Below are 18,874 nucleotides of genomic sequence, written 5' to 3'. Positions count from 1 at the left end.
GAGCTCCCTGGGGAGCTCCTCAGATTGACCCGCCAATTGGCGGGTTTTTTGATGGCTGAATGCCTGAATTTAAAGGCTTAGCAGGCCCAGCGGATCCAGCAGCCCCAGGAGATCTTCCAACAACGTCGTCGGATCGCTCAGCTGATCCGGGTTGAGCAGATTGGTCAGTGGGCCGAGAGGGCTGTCGCCGCCCAGATCGCCACCATCCAGAAGCGTGGTCAGCTCACCAACCAGCGGCAGTGAATCCACCTCGCCGCCATCGCTCAGCGCCAGCAGTTGCTCAGCAAGATCCCCCAGCACCGGAATGGATGTCAGCTGATCGCCGTCGAGCTCCTCAAGACTGGATGGATCCAGCAACTGGACGAGGTCGCCCAGCACGGGCAGATCATCCAGCCCTGGCGTTTCACCGCCTTCGCCCGGGAAGTCACTGGGCAGCGCGGAGAGGATATCGCCGATCAGCGGCAGAGTCTCTGGATCAAACTCGAAGCCCTCAGGCAGCTCCAGCATTTCAGCCAGTTCCCCCAGACGGGCGGGATCAAGCGGGCTGTCTTCCATGTTCAGCAGATCGCCGATCAGAGGCAGATCCTCGGGGTCGATCGGCATATCGCCTGGCGTACCGCCCGGCTCGGGAACCATTTCCAGCAGCATATCGAACAGGGAGCCGCCGAGGTTCAGAACGCCTTTCTCACCGATGAACGTTTCGGTACCGCTCAGGACATCCAGTGACGCCAGTCCGCCCAGGTCAACACCAAGCAGGGAACCTTCAAACAGGCCCAGATCTACCAACGCTTTGTCATCATTCAAGTTGAACAGGTCACCGAGCACCGGAATCGCGTTGAACGCTTCCAGCACTTCCAGCAGGGCGTCTTCGCCCTGGGCAGGCAGCGGAATGCTGCTGTCGTCCACCAGTCGGAACTCGACACCGAACCCATCGTTAGCCGGGAACAGCTGACCTCCCAGAGCCTCCGACAGTTCCGGCGGAAGGTTGTTGAAGTCGCCAGACGCAAAGGTCTCTGCCATGGCTTGTATCAGAGCGGGAACCTGCTCCGGGTTACCGCCGGTAAAGGCATCGGCCAGGCTCTGGAGTTGGGTTGCATCCAGACCGAGGTCCAGGCCAAGGGCGCAATCTGCTTTTGGATCCGTGGTGCTGATTGATTTCGGATCACAAACAGCGACAAGCGCAGATGAGTATTCGGCGGGGTCGGTGCCTTCCAATGAAGGCGTTTCACCTGCGCTCAGGCCCGTGAGGGCGTTTGCCAGGTCCTCCACCAGCGGGATCTGAAGGATCAGCGCATTATCAACGCTGTTCAGGCCGTCTTCGGAATCACCGAACTCCAGGGCGGACAACAGGGTTCCACCAAGAGTATGCAGTCCATCGACCAGTATCCCGCTGTCAAAACCCTCTCCGGATTGGGCTGTCTGGGGCTCGGCCAGCAAGGTGTTATCGAGCATGACAACCAGGCCGCCCGTGCGGAAGGTATAGGTCGCTTCCGATTCAAGGGTGTTACCCGCAAGATCCGTGATCGTGGTATCGACGGTGATCTCGTAGAAGGTCTGGAAATCCAGGTTGGCTTCGGGGTCAAACTCGATAGAGTTACCAACCGGGTTGATCACACCCTCGACGGTAGCAACCGGGTTGCCGTTCTCGTCGATCTCCGTGACAGTGAAGTTTTTTGCGTTGACGGACTGGGGGTCGATCTCTTCATCGAACTCGACAAAGATGTTGGTGTCCGTCGGAGCCAGCGTTTCGCCATCCTCAGGCGAGGAGGAAACAGCTGACGGTCCCTGACCATCCACTTCGCTACCTGTCTTGAATGCGGCGGAGTCGTTTTCGGTCAGATTCTTGGTCAGGTCACCTTCCTGATCACAAAGGGCGCGCAGGTCTGACGTTGCGCTCACCATGTAGTCGGTGTTGGCCTGAAGATCCTGGTTGGGGTTAATCACAACCGCTTTGCCCATCACGCTGTAGGTTGCGGACACCACAGTCGCGTTGCCATTAATTGTCAGCGGCAGGGAGTTCTGGTTGACAGACGCTTCATCGACATCAGCGTTGAAGGTCACCCGAAGGCTGCGGTTCAGTTCAACGCCCTGCTCTCCATCCGCCGGAACAAATTCGGCCACTTCAAATGCGGTGCTCTCGGAGGAACAGAAGGTTTCCGAATCGCCGCCGACATTTGAGTCTTTGTTGCCGGAAGGCGTGTTTTCCGCGGGAATACGTGGATCGCTGGGGCCGCCGCTACCGCCACAGCCTGCGATCATCAGGGAAAGGGCCGTGACACCCACCCCCAGTTGATATCGGATATTAGCCATGTTGAGCCTCTTTATTTTTTCATTATTTCAGTGTGTTTGCCGGTGAGGATGGCCTCTACCCGGCGGTTCTGCGCGCGGCCCTCATCTGTCGCGTTGTCCGCGATGGGCTGGGACTCCCCCATGCCCGTAGTTGAGATGCGTTCAGAGCTGATATCGAATTCCTTGACCAATACCTTCATCACCGAGTCGGCACGGCTCTGGGAAAGGTTCTGGTTGTAGCGTGCGCTGCCTGTGCTGTCGGTGTGGCCCTCGAGAAGCATCCGGCTGGTTGGATACTGGGTCATCAGGTCCGCCAGGCGCCCGATCTCATCGAAGTATTCGGGTTTCACGTCAGTGCCATCGAGGTCGAACTCGACGTAGAGGGTTTCCTTGATTTCTTTGGTGAGCTCCTTGGCGCAACCGTCGGAATCCACCAGAGCGCCTTTCGGGGTGCCCGGGCACAGGTCACGGGGGTCCACAACGCCATCGCCGTCCGAATCCTTGGGCGGTTCGACGGGTTCCGGGCGTTTGCTTAATGTGTCTTTGGGACGCTCGGGGTAGGAGCGGTTGAAAAGGAACTGGACGCCGGCAAAAGCCTGGCCATCCACGTATCCGTCTTCAACTTCGGTGCGGGCCCGTATACCGGCCTCGAAAACGAAACGCTTCGTCATCATGCGCTGGAAGCCGCCCTCCAGGTAGATGGCGTCCTCGGTTTTGGAGCTGGGCGCGCCGTCCACGTCAATGTCTGAATAGCTGTATCCCAGGCCGGCAAATGGTCGCCAGCCGGCGAGCCGGAACTTGCCTGGATGAATCCGGCCTGCGAGCGAGCCTCTCAGAATCTCGGTATCAATGTTGGTTGAGCGGGTTTCGGAATCGCCGTAGCTGAATGCTCCCATCAGGGTGAAGTTAGGCGTGAACTGGTGGCCCAGTGTCAGGCCGTATTCCGGATAGTTGGAGAGGTTGTCGATGTTGGAGGATTTGTCTTTGGAGTTACCGGAATCGACGTAGCCCACTTCGGCGCCGATGAAACTGTATGAAAGCGGAAAATGTTCGGAGTCGGCGTGTGCCCAGCTGGCGGGCAATGCGATGCACCCGGCCAGCAGTAATTTATGGAGTTGAGTCATAGGTGTGTGATCCTTTTCACGTTTTTGATTCTTTGTTATCGCCCGGTGATCCGTCGGCGCGTAAGATAGGTATACTTTTGGCGAAATGTTTCAGAATGTTTCTAATTGTTAATGGTTCGGAACATACGTCATTGGTTTGTGCGCGGGCATTGGCCGAAAAGTCCGGTAGGGGCGGCAAATTGACCAGTTTTTGCGCCGTAATTGCCAGATTTTACAGAGATTTACAATTGGGCGGGTTCAATCCGGCCAACGTTCAGAAGGCCGCAGTGGCATGCAGGTTGATATAACCTTATGAGATATCAGGGAAGTGCGTAAGATTGAGGTTAGCGGTCGGTCAACTTGAGCTCAATTCGCCGGTTCTGCTGAAGTGCTTCCGGTGAGGTGCCTTCGGTAACAGGAAAAAATTCGCCGAAGCCGGCTGCGACCATGCGCCGCTCGGGAATGCCCTGTTCGGCCAGGTAGCGAACTACCGCCACCGCGCGAGCAGTGGACAACTCCCAGTTGGACGGGAACTGGGGCGTGTTGATGGGAATTACGTCGGTGTGCCCGTCGATCCGCAGAATCCAGTCGATGTCCCCCGGTATCCGCTCGACCACATCCAGTAACACCTCCGCCAGTTTATCCAACTCGCCCTGACCATCTTCGCCCAGTTGCGCCGAGCCGGAGGCAAACAGCAGCTCCGACGGCAGCAGGAAGCGGTCGCCGACCACCCGGATATTTTCGTTTTCTTCCAGAATTCTCCGTAACCGGGCAAAAAACTCCGACTGATATTGCTCCAGTTCGTTCACCCGCTCGGCCAGCAGGGTATTGAGCCGCCGGCTCACATCCTCCAGTTCGGCTTCTTTTTCCGCCGTTTGCTGTTCCTGAAGTTTCAGGGCGGAGGCAATCTGCCTGAGTTGATGCTCAAGGGCTGCAATCTGGTTGGACAAACGCAGGATCATGTCCTGCTGGCTGGCGGAGAGTTCGTCTTTTTCATCCAGCACCTGTTCACGCTCTTCCGCCGCCTGGTGCAGGGCGTTCAGCTGTTCTTCCCGGGCTTGCGCCTCGGCTGACTGTTGCATGAGCTGGTTTCGCACGCTCTCGAAACGCATCTGGAGTTCTTCGTTGCGGGTCAGGCTTGCCTCCAGCTGGCTCTGGAGCACGGTATTCTTGTCTTTCTCCAGGCCCAGCAGGCGGGAAATATCATTCAGGCGATCGTTCAGCCGCGCCAGTTCCATGTTGCGGTCGGACAGGGTCTGGGACAGGTACAGCTGGCTGACGACGTAAATCAGCAGCATGAAAATGATGAGCATCAGCAGTGCTGACAGGGCATCCACATAACCCGGCCAGACATTGATGGTGCTGCGGGCGCGGCGCTTGGAACCGATCACGAGGCATTACCCGATCTGTTGGCCATGATCTTCAACGGTATCCACGAGGTTGGTGACGCTGGTAAGCCATTCCTCCAGCCCGTCATAGAAACGGTTCTGGGCATGGCCCGCCTGGATGTCCATAAATCCCAGGATCAGTGATCCACCCAACCCCAGCAGGGACGAACTGAACGCGGTGCCCATGCCCTGCAGCGGCGTTTGCAGGCCCGCCTGCAGATCGGCGAACACAACGCCAAAATCGTCCTGGTCCATGTTGAGGTTGGTGATGACATCACCTACCGCGTTGATCGTGCCCAGTAGCCCCCAGAATGTGCCAAGCAGCCCCAAAAAAATCAGCAGGCTGATGAAGTAGCGGGTGATTTCCCGCTGCTCGTCCATGCGCGAGTGGATGCCATCAAGCACCGTGCGCAGCGAGAGCGTGGAAAGGGTGAAACGATCACGCTTATATTCGTCCCCCAGCTGTTTCGCCAGTGGCTTGAGCAGCCGCGGCTCCTGCAAAACCGAAAGCCCGGCGTTGCCGGTACGGAACTGGGCAATCCAGCGCAGCTCGGGGAACAGTATGAAAACCTGCCGGTAGGTCAACGCGATGCCGATGACCAACACACAGACGATCAACAGGTTGAAGACCCAGTTGGCCATAAACGCTGTGGTCAGGGGCGCGTGGATGAGCGCGCACACAGCCACCACAACGGCAAGGAATAGTGTCATCCAGAACAACGTGTGTTTTGGGTTGCTCATGTGCACCGCCTGCCTGTTTGGGAAGGTACCAAAGAACATAGCACAGGTTGGTGGTTGTTGATGGGTGAGGTGCAACGGGCGGACAAATTGTTGTATGTAGAAGTTGCTTCCAGACGAGTGAGTTGATCGCTACGGGGTGCGGTACTCGCCAGCGGGCTGCACCATCCGGGAGGTTCGTAGGCCAAACCAGGCATTGACGAAGAGCGTCAACAGGATCAATGAACCGCCCAGCAGGGTCGCCTGTGGTGGCTGCTCATCCAACCACCACCAAACCCACAGGGTGCCAAGCACGGCTTCAATCAAATAGAACAGGGCAACTTCCGCGGACGGCAGATGGCGGGTTGCACTATTGATCAGTGCGGTGGCTAATGGCATCTGCAATAGCCCCATCAGGGCCAATACGCCGTAGCTTTGTGTCGTGAGGGCCAGTGGCGTTGCCATCGGCCAGGCAATCAGCGCTGATAAGCCGCCCCCTATGGCGATGAGGGGAATTCTGTCCAGGTTGGGGTGCCGGCGCAGGAGGGTGAGGTTACCCCCGACGGCGGCCGCTGCGATCACCGCATAGACATCGCCGACCAGGCCATCTCCGGACAGCGAACCAGAGAAGACGATCAGCATGCCGGCCATGGCCGAGATGATCGCCATCCAGGTTCGCATGGCCACTGTCTCATGCAGAAAGCAATGGGTGAAGATGGCAGCAAACAGGGGGGCGGCACTCAGGATGACCACCACATTCGCTACCTTGGTGTTCATGACAGCCAGGACAAACAGGCTGGAGGTGATGCCCAGCAGTATCGCGGAGCACAGTGATACGCCAAGATTCCCGCGCAGCGTCGCCAGCCGGCGCCCGGTGAGGCACAGCAAGCCGAGCGATAGTCCCATCAGGGCACTTCGCCAGAAGATGATGTTCCACCCATCCGTCGCCGCCAGCCGGACTAGCAAGCTGTCAAAGCTCAGGACCGTGACACCGACGGCCGCCATCGCGAGGCCCCGTTCGTGGCCATGTAAAGAGAAGGACATTAGAGCCACCATTAACCATTAAATCCGGATGCCCGTCATTTAATAATGTGAGCGAATTACCTGAGGTAACGACCATGGAACCGGAGATGTTCCTCGATAAAGCTGGCTATGAAGTAATAGCTGTGGTCATAGCCCTCGCGCCGGTTCAGCTCCAGCGGATAACCGCTTATGGCCGCGGCAGACTCGAGGGCTTCCGGGTGTAGCTGTTCCTTCAGGAAGTTATCGGCGTCCCCCTGGTCGACCAGGGCCGGTACAAACTGCCGCGCTTTCCGCATCAGCAAGCTGGCGTCGTAATCCGCCCAGTGAGCGGTGTCCCTGCCCAGATAGGCGGTAAAGGCTTTCTTGCCCCAGGGGCAGTTGACCGGATTGCTGATCGGGCTGAACGCGGAGACTGACTGGTAGCGTTCGGGATTGCGCAGTGCCAGCACCAGAGCTCCGTGACCGCCCATGGAATGGCCGGCGATTGAGCGTTGGTCAGTGACCGGGAAAACGCCCTCGACCAGAGCCGGCAACTCATTCAGCACGTAATCGTACATCTGGTAGTGCCGGTTCCAGGGGCTTTCGGTGGCATTGACATAGAAGCCTGCACCCTGGCCCAGATCGTAACTCTCATCGTCGGCAACACCTTCGCCTCTCGGGCTGGTGTCCGGCGCCACGATGGCCATGCCCAGCTCCGCTGCCACGCGCTGGGCGCCGGCTTTCTGCATGAAGTTCTCATCGGTACAGGTCAGGCCGGACAGCCAGTAAAGCACCGGTACCTTTTGCCCATTGGCGACCTGCGGTGGCAGGTAAATCGCGAAGCGCATGGCGCAGCCAAGGCTGTCGGACCGATGACTGTACTGCTTGTGCCAGCCACCAAAACTTTTGTTGCTGCTCAGGTTTTCAAGGGTCATTGGAAACTCCGTCGACGGGCCACCTGCCTGACAGGGCAGGCGGCCATTAGGATCACTTGTCGAAATGGATGACGCTGCGGATGCTCTTGCCTTCGTGCATCAGCTCGAAGGCCTCATTGATGTCTTCCAGCCCCATGGTGTGGGTGATGAAATCATTGAGTTTGAACTCACCCTGCAGGTAGCGCTCGACAATGCCCGGCAGCTCGGACCGGCCCTTGACGCCGCCGAAGGCGGAACCTTTCCAGACCCGACCGGTGACGAGCTGGAACGGACGGGTGGAGATTTCCTGGCCAGCCCCGGCGACACCAATGATGACGGACTCACCCCAGCCCTTGTGGCAGCACTCCAGGGCTGATCGCATCACATCCACATTACCGATGCATTCAAAGGAATAGTCCACGCCACCCTCGGTCAGCTCGACGATCACTTCCTGAATCGGGTTGTCGTAGTCTTTCGGGTTGATGCAGTCGGTTGCGCCAAGCTGGCGGGCCAGGTCGAACTTGCTCTCGTTGATGTCGATGCCGATGATGCGGCTGGCTTTGGCCATGGTGGCGCCGATAATGGCGGACAGGCCAATGCCACCGAGCCCGAAGATCGCCACGGTTGCGCCTTCTTCCACCTTGGCGGTGTTCATCACCGCGCCCATACCGGTGGTCACGCCGCAACCCAGCAGGCAGACTTCTTCCAGCGGCGCGTCCTTGTTGACCCTGGCCAGGGAGATCTCTGGCAGCACGGTGTATTCGGAGAAGGTGGAGCAGCCCATGTAGTGATGGATGGGCTGGCCGTCCTTATAGAAACGGCTGGTGCCATCGGGCATCAGCCCCTTACCCTGAGTTTCACGGATCTTACCGCACAGGTTGGTCTTGCCGGACAGGCAGAACTTGCACTCGCCACACTCCGGCGTATACAGGGGGATGACGTGGTCCCCGATCTCGACACTGGTGACACCTTCACCGACCGCTTCCACGATGCCGCCGCCTTCGTGACCGAGGATCGCCGGGAAGTTGCCTTCCGGATCTTCACCGGAGAGGGTGAACGCATCGGTGTGACAGACACCGGTGGCGATGACTTTCACCAGAACCTCTCCCGCTTGCGGGGGCATGACATCCACTTCTTCAATTGACAGTGGCTGGCCTGGTCCCCAGGCAATTGCCGCTTTCGATTTGATCATCTCAGCCATAACTCTCTCCGTTGGTCATACGTGGCAGGCGGGAAGCCGCCCGACTCATCAGCCCATTGTATTTACCTCAAACTGATTGATAATGGCGGATCCCGTTAAATCACTTTTACCTGTGTGCAACAATAAGGGCCGGAAGAAACGACATAGGGTAGGGTATGTATCACTGGGAAGGCGTGAACGAGTTCGTTGCTGTGGCAGAAACAGAAAGTTTCACCCGTGCTGCGAAACGACTGGGTGTCTCGACAGCCCAGGTTAGCCGGCAGGTCAGTGCGCTTGAATCACGGTTATCCACCCGCCTTTTCTATAGAACGACCCGGCGGGTTTCCGTAACCGAGGCCGGACAGATCTACTATCAGCATTGTCGGCCGGTGCTCGATGCCCTTGAACAGGCGGAACGTTCCATCACCAATATGCAGCTCGTCCCCCGGGGCAGGCTGAGGCTGACTGCACCGGTGACCTACGGAGAGAAGTCGATAGCACCCCTGGTCAACGACTTTGTATTGCGTTACCCGGAACTCGACGTCGAAATGAACCTCACCAACCAGACACTGGATCTGGTGGCCGAAGGATACGATCTTGCAGTGCGACTCGGTAAGCTCGAGGACTCCAGCTTGATGGCCCGACGCCTGGCCTCCCGGACCCTGTATGTGTGTGCCTCGCCTGCCTATCTCTCGGTCCACGGTACCCCTCATTCATTGTCTGAACTGGAACACCATAACTGCCTTCAGGGCAATCTCGATTACTGGCGCTTTCAGGAAGCGGGCAAGCCCCGCAATATCCGGGTAAGCGGCAACGTCCGCTGCGACAGCGGGAGGGCCCTGCTGGATGCAGCACTCAAGGGCATTGGTATCGTCCAGTTGCCGGATTACTACGTTCAGCCGGCACTGGAGTCTGGTGCCCTGTTACCGCTTCTGACCCATCACCAGGAGGATGATGATGGCATCTGGGCCGTGTATCCCCATAACCGCCATCTGTCGCCCAAGGTGCGAATGTTGCTTGATTATTTTGCTGAGTCGCTCGGCGCGGTGATCAACTGATGGTGATCCTGGGCACGAATATCTGGTTAATAACCATCCCTATCCATTTTATACACTGAGTGCTGTTTCCACTTTTTCGAGGTTGTTGTCCAGCTCTTTGGAACTGCCATCGAAGTGAACTTTGCCTTTCACGATCACCACATGGCGGTCGCACAGCTTTTTCAGGGCTTTGATGTTCTTGTCGACAACGAGGGTGGATATGCCCGATTCCCGAATGGTGGCGATGACGTTCCAGATATCCTGGCGAATCAGCGGGGCCAGCCCTTCCGTGGCCTCATCCAGAATCATTAGCCGGGGATTGGTGACCAGCGCGCGTCCAATGGCGAGCATTTGTTGTTCACCGCCGGACAGCTCTGTTCCGAGGTTGGACAAGCGCTCCTGCAGGCGGGGAAAGGTTTCCAGCACGCGGTCATAGTCCCAGTTGGTCTCACCGTTGCTGCCGGGGCGTGCGGCCATTTGTAGGTGTTCCCTGACCGTCAGGTTATGGAACATGCCCCGGCCCTCGGGCACATAGGCAATATCCTTTCGCATCCGTTTCCAGGTGGGCAGTTTGCTGACATCTTCGTCGTCAAAATACACGTGGCCGCTGCGCGGCGTCACAATCCCGAGAATGGATTTCAGCGTGGTGGTCTTGCCCATGCCATTGCGCCCCATCAGGCTCATGGATTGACCCTTGCCCAGTTGGAACGACAGGTCATGGAGGATGTGACTGCGACCATAGAGGGTGTTGATGTTCCGGACTTCCAGAAGGTTGTTGCTCATGCCGCTTCCTCCTCCTCTTCTTTCCCGAGGTAGGCTTCTTTCACTCGGGGCTCGTTGCGTACTTCGTTGACGGTGCCGGTGACCAGGTGAGTGCCGTTATCAAGCACGGTCAGCTGGTCTGACAGCTCGAAAATGGCGTCCATATCGTGCTCGACCAGAACGATGCAGTAGGTTTGCTTGAGTTCGTTCAGCAGCTCGATGATGCGCTGGGATTCCTCATGCCCCATGCCGGCCATGGGCTCGTCCAGCAGCAGGATGCAGGGATCGGTTGCCAGTACCATGGCCAGTTCCAACTGGCGTTGCTCGCCATAGGAAATTTCCGCTGCAACGGTGTTGATCCGGCTTTCCAGGCCGACCTGATGCAGGGCCTTTTCCGCGGCCTGTTTGACCAACTGGTTGGAGTGGCGTGACGCAAACAGATTGAAGCTGCCGGTAAAGCGGCGCTGGGCGGCCACTGCGCAGTTTTCCAGGCAGGTGGCGTCGGCATAGATATTGGTTTTCTGGAAGCTGCGGCCGATACCCCGGCGCACGAACTTCCAGGGTTTCATGCCTTCGATCTGTGCACCCTTGTGAAAGATACAACCGCTGGTGGGCTTCAGGGTGCCGCACAACATGTTGAGCAGGGTGCTCTTGCCCGCGCCGTTGGGGCCGACCACGCCGTGCAGTTGCTTATCGTGGAACTGCAGCGAAATGTCGTTGAGCGCCTTGATGCCGCCCCAGTGTTTGCTGAGGGATTCGGTTTCCAGAATGATGTCGTTGGCCATGATTATTTCTCCAGCAGCTTTTCAAGGTAACCGGCCAGGCCTTTACGCAGCAGCAACACCATCAGGATGATGGCGCCGCCCATAAACAGCATCCAGTCTTCGCTCATGTGCTCGAAGAAATACTGCAGGCCCTCGTAAGTGATGGTGCCGAGAATGGCGCCGTAGATCGTGCCCATGCCGCCGAGGATCGACATCACCAGCGCGGTGCCGGACATTTCCCAGGTCATGAACTGCGGGTTCACGTAGCCGTACTGCAGGGCAAACAGCAAACCGGCGTAGGCGGCCAGGGTGCTGCCGATGACATAGCTGATCAGGCGGAAGGCGAAGATGTTGTAGCCCAGGGCCTCGGTACGCTCCGGGTTCAGGCGGCTCGCTTCGACGATTCGACCAAAGCGCGAACGCAGGATGATCTTGATGGCCAGCAGGGTGACCAGCACGGCCAGCAATGCCAGATAGTAGAAGTGCGTCGGGTTATCCAGGTTCAGGAAGCTCAGCCCGAAGATGCTGGTCTCCGGCTTCATGAAAATGAACAGGCCATCGTTTCCGCCAAACTCCAGGGAGTCGAAGAAGAAGTAGTAGACCATCTGTGATATGGCCAAGGTGATCATGATGAAGTAGATGCCCGACGTGCGTAACACCACAGCACCGATAACGAGGGCGACCACAGCGTTGATTCCCAGGATATAGAAGGCGTAGACCCAGAAGTTGACGGCTTCATACTCCGGCGTGAGGATCACAAACAGATAGCCCCCCAGCCCATAGAAAAGTGCGTGCCCCAGGGTCACCAGGCCAACACGCCCCACCAGAAAATCCAGGGACATCACGAACACTGCCAGGATCAGGATGGTGGTGACCTTGCCCACAAAGAACGAGTTGGCCTCCAGGAACAGGGGAATACAGAGGGCGATGACAAAGAAGATCGCCAGGAAGATGCGTTCGGTGCGTTTCTCGAAAATCATGTTCGGCTCCCGCTTACTTGGCGAACAGGCCCTGGGGCTTCACCAGCAGCACCAGGATCATAAAGATGTAGATAATCATGTTGGACATGGTGGGCATCAGTACCGCGGCAAAGGTGCTGATAACCCCCACCAGCAAGGCACCGACGAAGGCCCCCTTGATTGAGCCCATGCCGCCAATAACCACCACCACGAAACAGGTGATCAACACGCTTTCCCCCATACCCGGAACAATGGAGCGCATGGGGGCGGCAATAATGCCGGAAACTGCGGCCAGCATGACGCCGATGGCGAACACGATGGTGTAAAGGCTTTTGATGTTGACGCCCAGGGCTTCCACCATTTCCCGGTTGGATTCGCCAGCGCGGATCAGCATGCCGAGGCGGGTTTTGCTCACCACGAAATACAGCGCGGCGGCGATAGCGATACAGATGAGCGCCGCGAAAATGCGGTACACCGGATAGCTGGAGTTGTCGGTGAAGGGCACAGAGCCGCCAAGCGCGTCTGGAACAGCAACGCCGTAAGGATCGTTGCCCCAGAGAATGCTTTGCAGGGAGTTGAATACGAAGATCATGCCGATGGTCAGCAGCACCTGGTCCAGGTGGTTACGGTTATACAGCCGCTGTATCAGAACCCGCTCAATGAATATGCCGAGGCCCAGTGCGATGACCGCCGAGAGAATGGCGGATGCGGTAAAGCTGCCGGTTACGGCGACGAAATACCACACCAGATAGGCACCTACCATGTACATGGAGCCATGGGCCAGGTTGAGGATGCCCATCACGCCGAATACCAGGGTCAGGCCGGAGGCGATCAGAAACAGCAGCAACCCATACTGGAGACCATTAATGAGTTGCACGAAGAAAAGTTCGGTAGACATAGTGATACCCAACGGTTTTACGGATAAATCAGTTCAGGGGCGGGCAGGCAGCTTCGGAGAGGCTCCCGGCGGCTGCCGGGAGCCAGTGGAACCCGTGCTCAGAGCTTGCAGCCGCGAGCCGGATCTTCCAGCGCTTCGGCAGCCACGCTCTGCACCACGTTCACGCCATCTTTCACTTCCCGCAGATAGATGTTCTGGATCGGGTTGTGGGCCCGGGAGAAGGTGAATTCCCCCCGTGGGCTGTCGATGGTCAGTTTCTCCATGGTGCTGATCACGGCCTGCTTGTCCGAGATGTCACCACCAAGCTGGCCGATGGTGTCAGCGATGGCCTGGCCGGCGTCGTAGCCCTGAACGGCGTAGATGTCCGGATAGTGACCGTATTCTGTGTTGAAGGCCTCGCGGAATTCCTGGTTCTTGGGAACATCAAGCTGCTCGGCGTAGTGCAGACCGGTCATGATGCCTTCGGCGGCCGGGCCCTGAGCTTCCAGGGTACCTTCGGTCAGGAAGCCGGAACCCAGCAGCGGGATCTTGCCGCGCAGGCCCATGGCATCAAAGTCCTTGGCAAACTTGATGGCGCCACCGCCGGCAAAGAAGGTGAAGACGGCATCCGGCTTCTCATCGGCAATGTCACTGACATGAGACTGGAAGTTGGTGGAGGGGAAGGGCAGCAGCACCTTCTCGACAATCTCACCGCCGCCGGCTTCGAACGATTCGGCGAAGGCATCCAGGCTTTCGCGGCCCATGCCGTAGTTCCAACTGATGGCGTAAACTTTCTTGTAGCCCTTCTCAAGTGCGACCTTGCCCATCGGATAAGACGGCTGCCAGGAAGAGAAAGAGGTACGGAAGACGTTGGGTGAACATAGCGGGCCGGTGGCCGCGGCGGAACCGGCGTTGGGGATAATCATGATGGTGTCCTTGCCGCGCAGCATCTTGATCATGCCCATGGCTACCCCGGAGTGAACCGGGCCAATGACGAAGTCTGCTTCGTGTTGGTTGAGCAGTGATGATGCCAGCTCCGGCGCCCGGGACGGTTTGGCTTCGGTGTCCAGTTCGATGAATTCAACCGGGGAACCGTGAAGTTGGGAAGCCTTTTCCTTCAGCGCCAGCTTCAGGCCATCGCGGCCCGCTTCGCCGAGTTGCGCATAAATACCGCTGAACGGCAGCATGATGCCGATTTTGACCGGGTCACCGGCAGCCGCCAGGGCAGAGGTTGAAAGCCCGGCGGTAAGGGTGGTTGCCAGAACAGCGCTGGCAAGCGTTTTGGTCCTGCTCATTTCAACACCTCAGATTGTTGTTTTGGGTTCTGTCATTAGATTCTGGAAGGCTTTCAAGAGATATCCGTTTTCTGCACAGAGGTGTCCCCTACATGCATCCGCGAGCTTGGGTTCGATATTGAATGCGCCATCAGCGAAGTTGGCGGTGCGCGGTCGGGTTGGAGGCTTCAGAAAACGGATAATACGGTTTCTTTAATAGGATATTGGCGCGATAAAAAATCATCGATAATTTGCGGTGATACTTCTGGTCGATAACCAGGCCGTATCGCTCTATTCGAGATAACTATTTGTAATTATTTTTTAGATTTGAAGCCAATGTGTTTCGCGCTATCCAACAAGAATCGACAAAGGATTTTCAAATGCACATCATGACCGCACTCACCATGGGCTGCTTTTTTCGGACGGCCAGGGCTGTAATGTTCATAATGGGACTGGTTGCAGCCAGCCCTGAAGCGCTGGCTGCGGAGCGCCTTTATCTCTTTACGCAGAACTATCCACCCTTACACGCTTCCAAATCCGGTCAGGATTTTGCTCACAGTGAAGATGAAATCGAGGGCGTGTGTAGCGACATGGTGAAAGCAATCATGGCCCGGACAGAGTACGACTATGTGATGAAAATGCGGGCCTGGAGCTATGCCTTTAATCGGGTTCAGGGACGTGAAAATCACGGTGTATTCTGTACCGCTCGCACGAATGAGCGCGAAGACCTGTTCCAGTGGGTGGGGCCATTGATGACCCTTAGATGGACGTTGTTTTCGGCCCCAAAATCCGACATCACCCTGTCCGATCTTGAAGACGCCAGGGGCTTGCGTATTGCCGGCTACAAGGGCGATGTTATGTCGCAATATCTGGTGGATCAGGGCTTTAACCTGACGATGGGTGCCTCGGGAGATGTAAATGCCCGGCGCTTGGTGTTGGGGCAGGTTGATCTTTGGGTAACCGACGCTGTTATGGGGCCGCTTGTAGCAAAGGCAGAGTACGGGATTGAAGGATTGAATCCTGTGCTGGAATTCAAGGAGACCCCACTGTATTTGTCAGTCAGTAACGAAACATCTCCGGAGATTGTCGCTGCGCTCCGGAATGCTATGGATGCGGCCCGGAGTGCGGGGGAGCTGGAATCGATTGTTGAGCAATACGAGTGAGCTGAATCCGTTGAGCTGAAGCTGTAACGCGAACCGATGGCCTCAACCAGACCAACTTGCGCAGCGGAGAGGCTGTCGTCCCTCGTCACAGGCAGCTACGACGCCTTGACCAAGCGTTTCCACTTCCGCATCGTTTATCCAGACGCCATCTCCGTGGGCCCCGAGGCATCCGCGTTGCGGTGACCCGAGTCAGTGCCGAATGTCATATAGCCGCTGGCGAGGCCGATCTCGCTCGAGGAGATAGGGTAAGTGCCTCTACCCAATTAGCGCAGATAGATGTCCGTGATGTGCATGAATAAAAAAGCCCGGACGCGAGGGGGCCGGGCAAGGACAGGACTGTCCTGCGGGTCCTGATAATCGAGATACGGCGGGTAAAGATCAGAACGGGTACTGGATACCTTCCTCCATTACGCTCACCCACTGGCTGGCGGTGAATTCTTCAATATTGGCAGGGCCACCAAAACGACCGCTGTTGCCTGAACTGCCCATGCCGCCAAAGGGCACCTGGAACTCGTTATTAACCGTTTGATCGTTGATGTGAACCATCCCGACCTGTATCTGGTTGGCGATTTTCAACGCCCGTTCTGTTGAACCTGAATGGATCGCTGCCGCCAGACCATAGGGGGATTCGTTGACCAGCGCACAAGCCTCCGCATCTGAGCCAAAGGCCATTACCGGCGCCACCGGTCCAAAGACTTCCTTGGAGAAGACCGGCATATCCGGAGTGACGTCCGCGATGACGGTGGCGTCGTAATAGTTGCCGTTGCGTTTGCCGCCGACGACGATCCTTGCACCCATCGCAACAGAGCGATTGACGATGTCTTCGACACGCTGTGCCTGGGTCTCGTTAATCAGGGGGCCAAGGTGAACCTGCTCCTGTGCTGGGTTACCGCAAGCGAGGTTTCCAGCACGGGCGGCCAGACGCTCAATGTACTCATCCGCCACTGAGCGATGCACCAGGTGACGCCCGGTCTGCATACAGATCTGCCCCTGATGCAGGAACGAGCCCCAGGCGCCGCAGGAACTGGCGATATCCACGTCTGCGTCTTCAAGCACCACCTGGGCGTTGTTGCCGCCGAGCTCCAGTGCGACTTTCTTCAGCATCCGACCGCATGTTTCGCCGATTTTCTTGCCCACTGAGGTTGAACCGGTGAACGAGATCATCCTGACCAATGGATGCTGAACCAACGCTTCTCCCACGTCAGGCCCGCCGGGTAGCACATGGAAAACCCCCTCGGGTAGCCCGGCGTCTTCCAGTATCTGGGCCATCAGCGCACCGCCGCAGATGGCACTTTTGGGGTCCGGTTTGAGTATCACGCAGTTGCCCATGGCCAGCGCCGGGAACACGGATCGCATGGCAAGAAGAATAGGGAAGTTCCAGGGCGCTATAACGCCCACGGTGCCAATGGGCACCCGCTTCCAGTAGTTGCGCTTGCCCGGGATGTTGGACGGGAATATCTCGCCACTGGGTTGCATAGGCAGGGCAGCGGCCATCTGTGCCTGTTCGTAAGTGGCCTGTAGCTCCCAGTCTGCTTTGGGGCCGATGGAACCGCATTCGCGGGTGTTCCAGCTGTTGATCTCGTCGGCCCGCTCTTTGAGCAGGGCGGCGGCCTTGCGCAGGATCTCGGCTTTCTGGTCGAAGGGTACGGCCATCCACCGCTTGTGGGCATCGCTGGCAATCGTGGCGGCCCGGTCAACGTCAGCCGGGGTGGCGGCTTTCAGTTGTGAGATGACATCCCCGGTTGCGGGTTCCGTAACAGCGATCTGCTCTCCGTCCCCACTCTGCCAGGCACCCAAAAACAGGTGCTGCTGCCACACGGGGTTTACTGGCATATCCATGGTGTGTGCTCCTTAACATTGTTCATCGTCATCAGGCGTGGGCCCGGTTGATCTGGTCGCTGATGTAGTGAGCCAGCGCGTACACGGTTTCCGACGGGTTGTAGCCAATCGATGTGGGCAGCAGGCTCGCATCCACGATGTAAAGGTTTTTCACCTCGTGGGTTTCGCCCATGGGGGAGACCACGGTGGTCTTGGGGTCTGCGCCCATGCGACAGGTTCCCTGGGGGTGGAACGAGGTATAACGGTAGCGCGCGGGTTCGTTGTCGAGCCCGTCAATGACGGCATCAATCTGATCTTCGCTGTCGATGGTCAGTTTCTGGGAGGTCGGGATGTAAAGCTGCTTTGCACCTGCAGCAAACAGCACCCGGGCATTGGTTTTCAGCCCCGCTTTCATGATCTCGAAGTCACCATCATCCACGAAGTATTTGATCTCCTTGACGCCGTTTTTCCAGTTCACCTCGCCCACGTTCTGGTCGTGGATAAGGGTTATAAGGCGAACGGTATTCCGGTACTTCGACATGTAGGACGCGTAGGGTTTGCCGGTGCCCGGCTCCACCTGGAAGCTGGCTTCAACCGGGTCCTGGATGGCGTCCAGCAGCAGGTAGCCACCGTCTTTCGGCATGGTGTACTTATCCATGTACAGGGAATGGGTGGCGCCATAGAAATTGTCGACGTCTTCATCGAACATGCCGGTGACCGACATGGTGGGGTGGCAGGCGAAGTTCTTGCCCACCTGGCCGTTGCTGTTGGCGAGGCGGCTTTTCTGCAGCAGGATCGGCATCTGGATCGGACCTGCGGCGCCGACCACAATCGGAGCGTTTACCCTGAGCTTGCTTTTGACGGTCTTGCTTTGCTGGTCGACGATCTCCGCCAGTACGCCGGTTGCCTTGCCATTGTTGGCCAGGATCTGCGTGGCCCGGGTGTCGGAATAGATAGTTGCGCCGTAGGCCACGGCCCAGGGCAGGTAGGTGATCAGCATTGATTGCTTGCGGTCCGACTTGCAGCCGGCGAAGCAGAAGCCGGTCATGGCGCAGTTGCGGATGTTGCGTACGGCGTTACCTTCGGGAAGGTTCAGCTTCTTCATGCCGCCCTTGAGAAGCTGGGCACCGGGGCTGGTTTCAAAGGCCTTGTTGGGGGAGATACCGAGGTTGGCTTCGACTTTCTCGAAGTAAGGGCGCATGACCTTGGGAGTCAGGTTCGTCAGCCCGAACTCCTTCGCCCATCGATCGAGATAGTAATCCGGGGTACGGAAGCACAGAGCGGCATTCACCACCGTGGAACCGCCAACGCAGGCCCCCTGCAGAATCGAGATGTCGCCGGCGGAATTGGATTGCCCGCCATGGTCGGCATAAAGCTGATCCATGGAGACCGCCATCATCTCGGTGAATTTCTCGGAAGGCACGTAGGGGCCGGCTTCCAGTACCACCACTTTTTTGCCCGCTTTCGCCAACTCGTAGGCGGCAATCGCACCGCCAGCACCCGAGCCGATAATCACGGCGTCGGCATTGAGTTCGATGTTGTCACTGGTGACATCCGACGCCTGGGTTACCTGCAAGCCATGGGCAGGCACTGTTTTAGCTTTTATTGTTTCTTGCATGATCTACTC

Annotated in this window: 16 protein-coding genes; 2 read left to right on the top strand and 14 right to left on the bottom strand. The window is 57.6% G+C overall.

Features of this window, described 5'->3' with window-relative positions; all coding sequences use genetic code 11:
• Positions 1–69 precede the first annotated feature (69 nt).
• From ACJO5Y_RS07250 to ACJO5Y_RS07220, 7 genes are all read right to left on the bottom strand, one after another.
• Complete coding sequence (locus tag ACJO5Y_RS07250) at positions 70–2,310, bottom strand: Ig-like domain-containing domain (protein WP_406985757.1); 2,241 nt, start codon at positions 2,308–2,310, stop codon at positions 70–72.
• Positions 2,311–2,321: 11 nt separating this feature from the next.
• Positions 2,322–3,413: an OmpA family protein gene (locus ACJO5Y_RS07245; protein ID WP_406985756.1), complete on the bottom strand. Its 1,092-nt coding sequence runs from the start codon at positions 3,411–3,413 to the stop codon at positions 2,322–2,324.
• A gap of 323 nt (positions 3,414–3,736) precedes the next feature.
• Positions 3,737–4,783: a peptidoglycan -binding protein gene (locus ACJO5Y_RS07240; protein WP_406985755.1), complete on the bottom strand. Its 1,047-nt coding sequence runs from the start codon at positions 4,781–4,783 to the stop codon at positions 3,737–3,739.
• Between the two features lie 6 nt (positions 4,784–4,789).
• The gene (locus tag ACJO5Y_RS07235) at positions 4,790–5,521 is read right to left on the bottom strand and encodes a flagellar motor protein MotA (protein ID WP_406985754.1); all 732 of its coding nucleotides are present in this window, start codon (positions 5,519–5,521) and stop codon (positions 4,790–4,792) included.
• 129 nt (positions 5,522–5,650) lie between these two features.
• The gene (locus ACJO5Y_RS07230) at positions 5,651–6,541 is read right to left on the bottom strand and encodes a DMT family transporter (protein WP_406985753.1); all 891 of its coding nucleotides are present in this window, start codon (positions 6,539–6,541) and stop codon (positions 5,651–5,653) included.
• Between the two features lie 56 nt (positions 6,542–6,597).
• Complete coding sequence (gene fghA, locus ACJO5Y_RS07225) at positions 6,598–7,434, bottom strand: S-formylglutathione hydrolase (protein ID WP_406985752.1); 837 nt, start codon at positions 7,432–7,434, stop codon at positions 6,598–6,600.
• A 52-nt stretch (positions 7,435–7,486) separates the two neighbouring features.
• Positions 7,487–8,605 (bottom strand): S-(hydroxymethyl)glutathione dehydrogenase/class III alcohol dehydrogenase, encoded by a 1,119-nt coding sequence (locus tag ACJO5Y_RS07220; RefSeq protein WP_406985831.1) that lies wholly within the window; start codon positions 8,603–8,605, stop codon positions 7,487–7,489.
• Positions 8,606–8,769: 164 nt separating this feature from the next.
• Here ACJO5Y_RS07220 and ACJO5Y_RS07215 point away from each other — a divergent pair, with 164 nt between their 5' ends.
• Positions 8,770–9,651 (top strand): LysR family transcriptional regulator, encoded by an 882-nt coding sequence (locus ACJO5Y_RS07215; RefSeq protein WP_406985751.1) that lies wholly within the window; start codon positions 8,770–8,772, stop codon positions 9,649–9,651.
• Positions 9,652–9,699: 48 nt separating this feature from the next.
• Here the strand turns inward: ACJO5Y_RS07215 and ACJO5Y_RS07210 are convergent, their stop codons facing one another.
• The 5 genes from ACJO5Y_RS07210 to ACJO5Y_RS07190 all read right to left on the bottom strand — a co-directional run bounded on the left by ACJO5Y_RS07210 (position 9,700) and on the right by ACJO5Y_RS07190 (position 14,287).
• Positions 9,700–10,413 carry an ABC transporter ATP-binding protein gene (locus ACJO5Y_RS07210; protein WP_406985750.1) on the bottom strand — a complete coding sequence of 238 codons (714 nt, stop codon included), beginning with the start codon at positions 10,411–10,413 and terminating at the stop codon, positions 9,700–9,702.
• Positions 10,410–11,177 carry an ABC transporter ATP-binding protein gene (locus ACJO5Y_RS07205; protein ID WP_406985749.1) on the bottom strand — a complete coding sequence of 256 codons (768 nt, stop codon included), beginning with the start codon at positions 11,175–11,177 and terminating at the stop codon, positions 10,410–10,412. The genes ACJO5Y_RS07210 and ACJO5Y_RS07205 overlap by 4 nt, the downstream gene beginning before the upstream one ends.
• A 2-nt stretch (positions 11,178–11,179) precedes the next feature.
• On the bottom strand, positions 11,180–12,136 hold the full coding sequence (locus ACJO5Y_RS07200; RefSeq protein WP_406985748.1) for a branched-chain amino acid ABC transporter permease: 957 nt from the start codon (positions 12,134–12,136) through the stop codon (positions 11,180–11,182).
• 13 nt (positions 12,137–12,149) lie between these two features.
• Complete coding sequence (locus ACJO5Y_RS07195) at positions 12,150–13,013, bottom strand: branched-chain amino acid ABC transporter permease (protein ID WP_406985747.1); 864 nt, start codon at positions 13,011–13,013, stop codon at positions 12,150–12,152.
• 98 nt (positions 13,014–13,111) lie between these two features.
• Positions 13,112–14,287 (bottom strand): ABC transporter substrate-binding protein, encoded by a 1,176-nt coding sequence (locus tag ACJO5Y_RS07190; protein WP_406985746.1) that lies wholly within the window; start codon positions 14,285–14,287, stop codon positions 13,112–13,114.
• Between the two features lie 359 nt (positions 14,288–14,646).
• Between ACJO5Y_RS07190 and ACJO5Y_RS07185 the strand changes: the two genes are divergently transcribed.
• Positions 14,647–15,429 carry a substrate-binding periplasmic protein gene (locus tag ACJO5Y_RS07185; protein WP_406985745.1) on the top strand — a complete coding sequence of 261 codons (783 nt, stop codon included), beginning with the start codon at positions 14,647–14,649 and terminating at the stop codon, positions 15,427–15,429.
• Positions 15,430–15,807: 378 nt separating this feature from the next.
• Here the strand turns inward: ACJO5Y_RS07185 and ACJO5Y_RS07180 are convergent, their stop codons facing one another.
• Together ACJO5Y_RS07180 and ACJO5Y_RS07175 are read right to left on the bottom strand one after the other, a co-directional pair.
• On the bottom strand, positions 15,808–17,268 hold the full coding sequence (locus tag ACJO5Y_RS07180) for a benzaldehyde dehydrogenase (RefSeq protein WP_406985744.1): 1,461 nt from the start codon (positions 17,266–17,268) through the stop codon (positions 15,808–15,810).
• Positions 17,269–17,299: 31 nt separating this feature from the next.
• Positions 17,300–18,865, bottom strand: coding sequence for an FAD-dependent oxidoreductase (locus ACJO5Y_RS07175; RefSeq protein ID WP_406985743.1), 1,566 nt, complete (start codon positions 18,863–18,865; stop codon positions 17,300–17,302).
• Positions 18,866–18,874 lie beyond the last annotated feature (9 nt).

The organism is Marinobacter alkalisoli, from assembly GCF_045449855.1.
In the GTDB taxonomy this organism is placed as follows: Bacteria; Pseudomonadota; Gammaproteobacteria; order Pseudomonadales; family Oleiphilaceae; genus Marinobacter.
The sequence above is the reverse complement of the archived record's forward strand: the minus strand, read 5'-3'. Positions and strand labels throughout refer to the sequence as shown.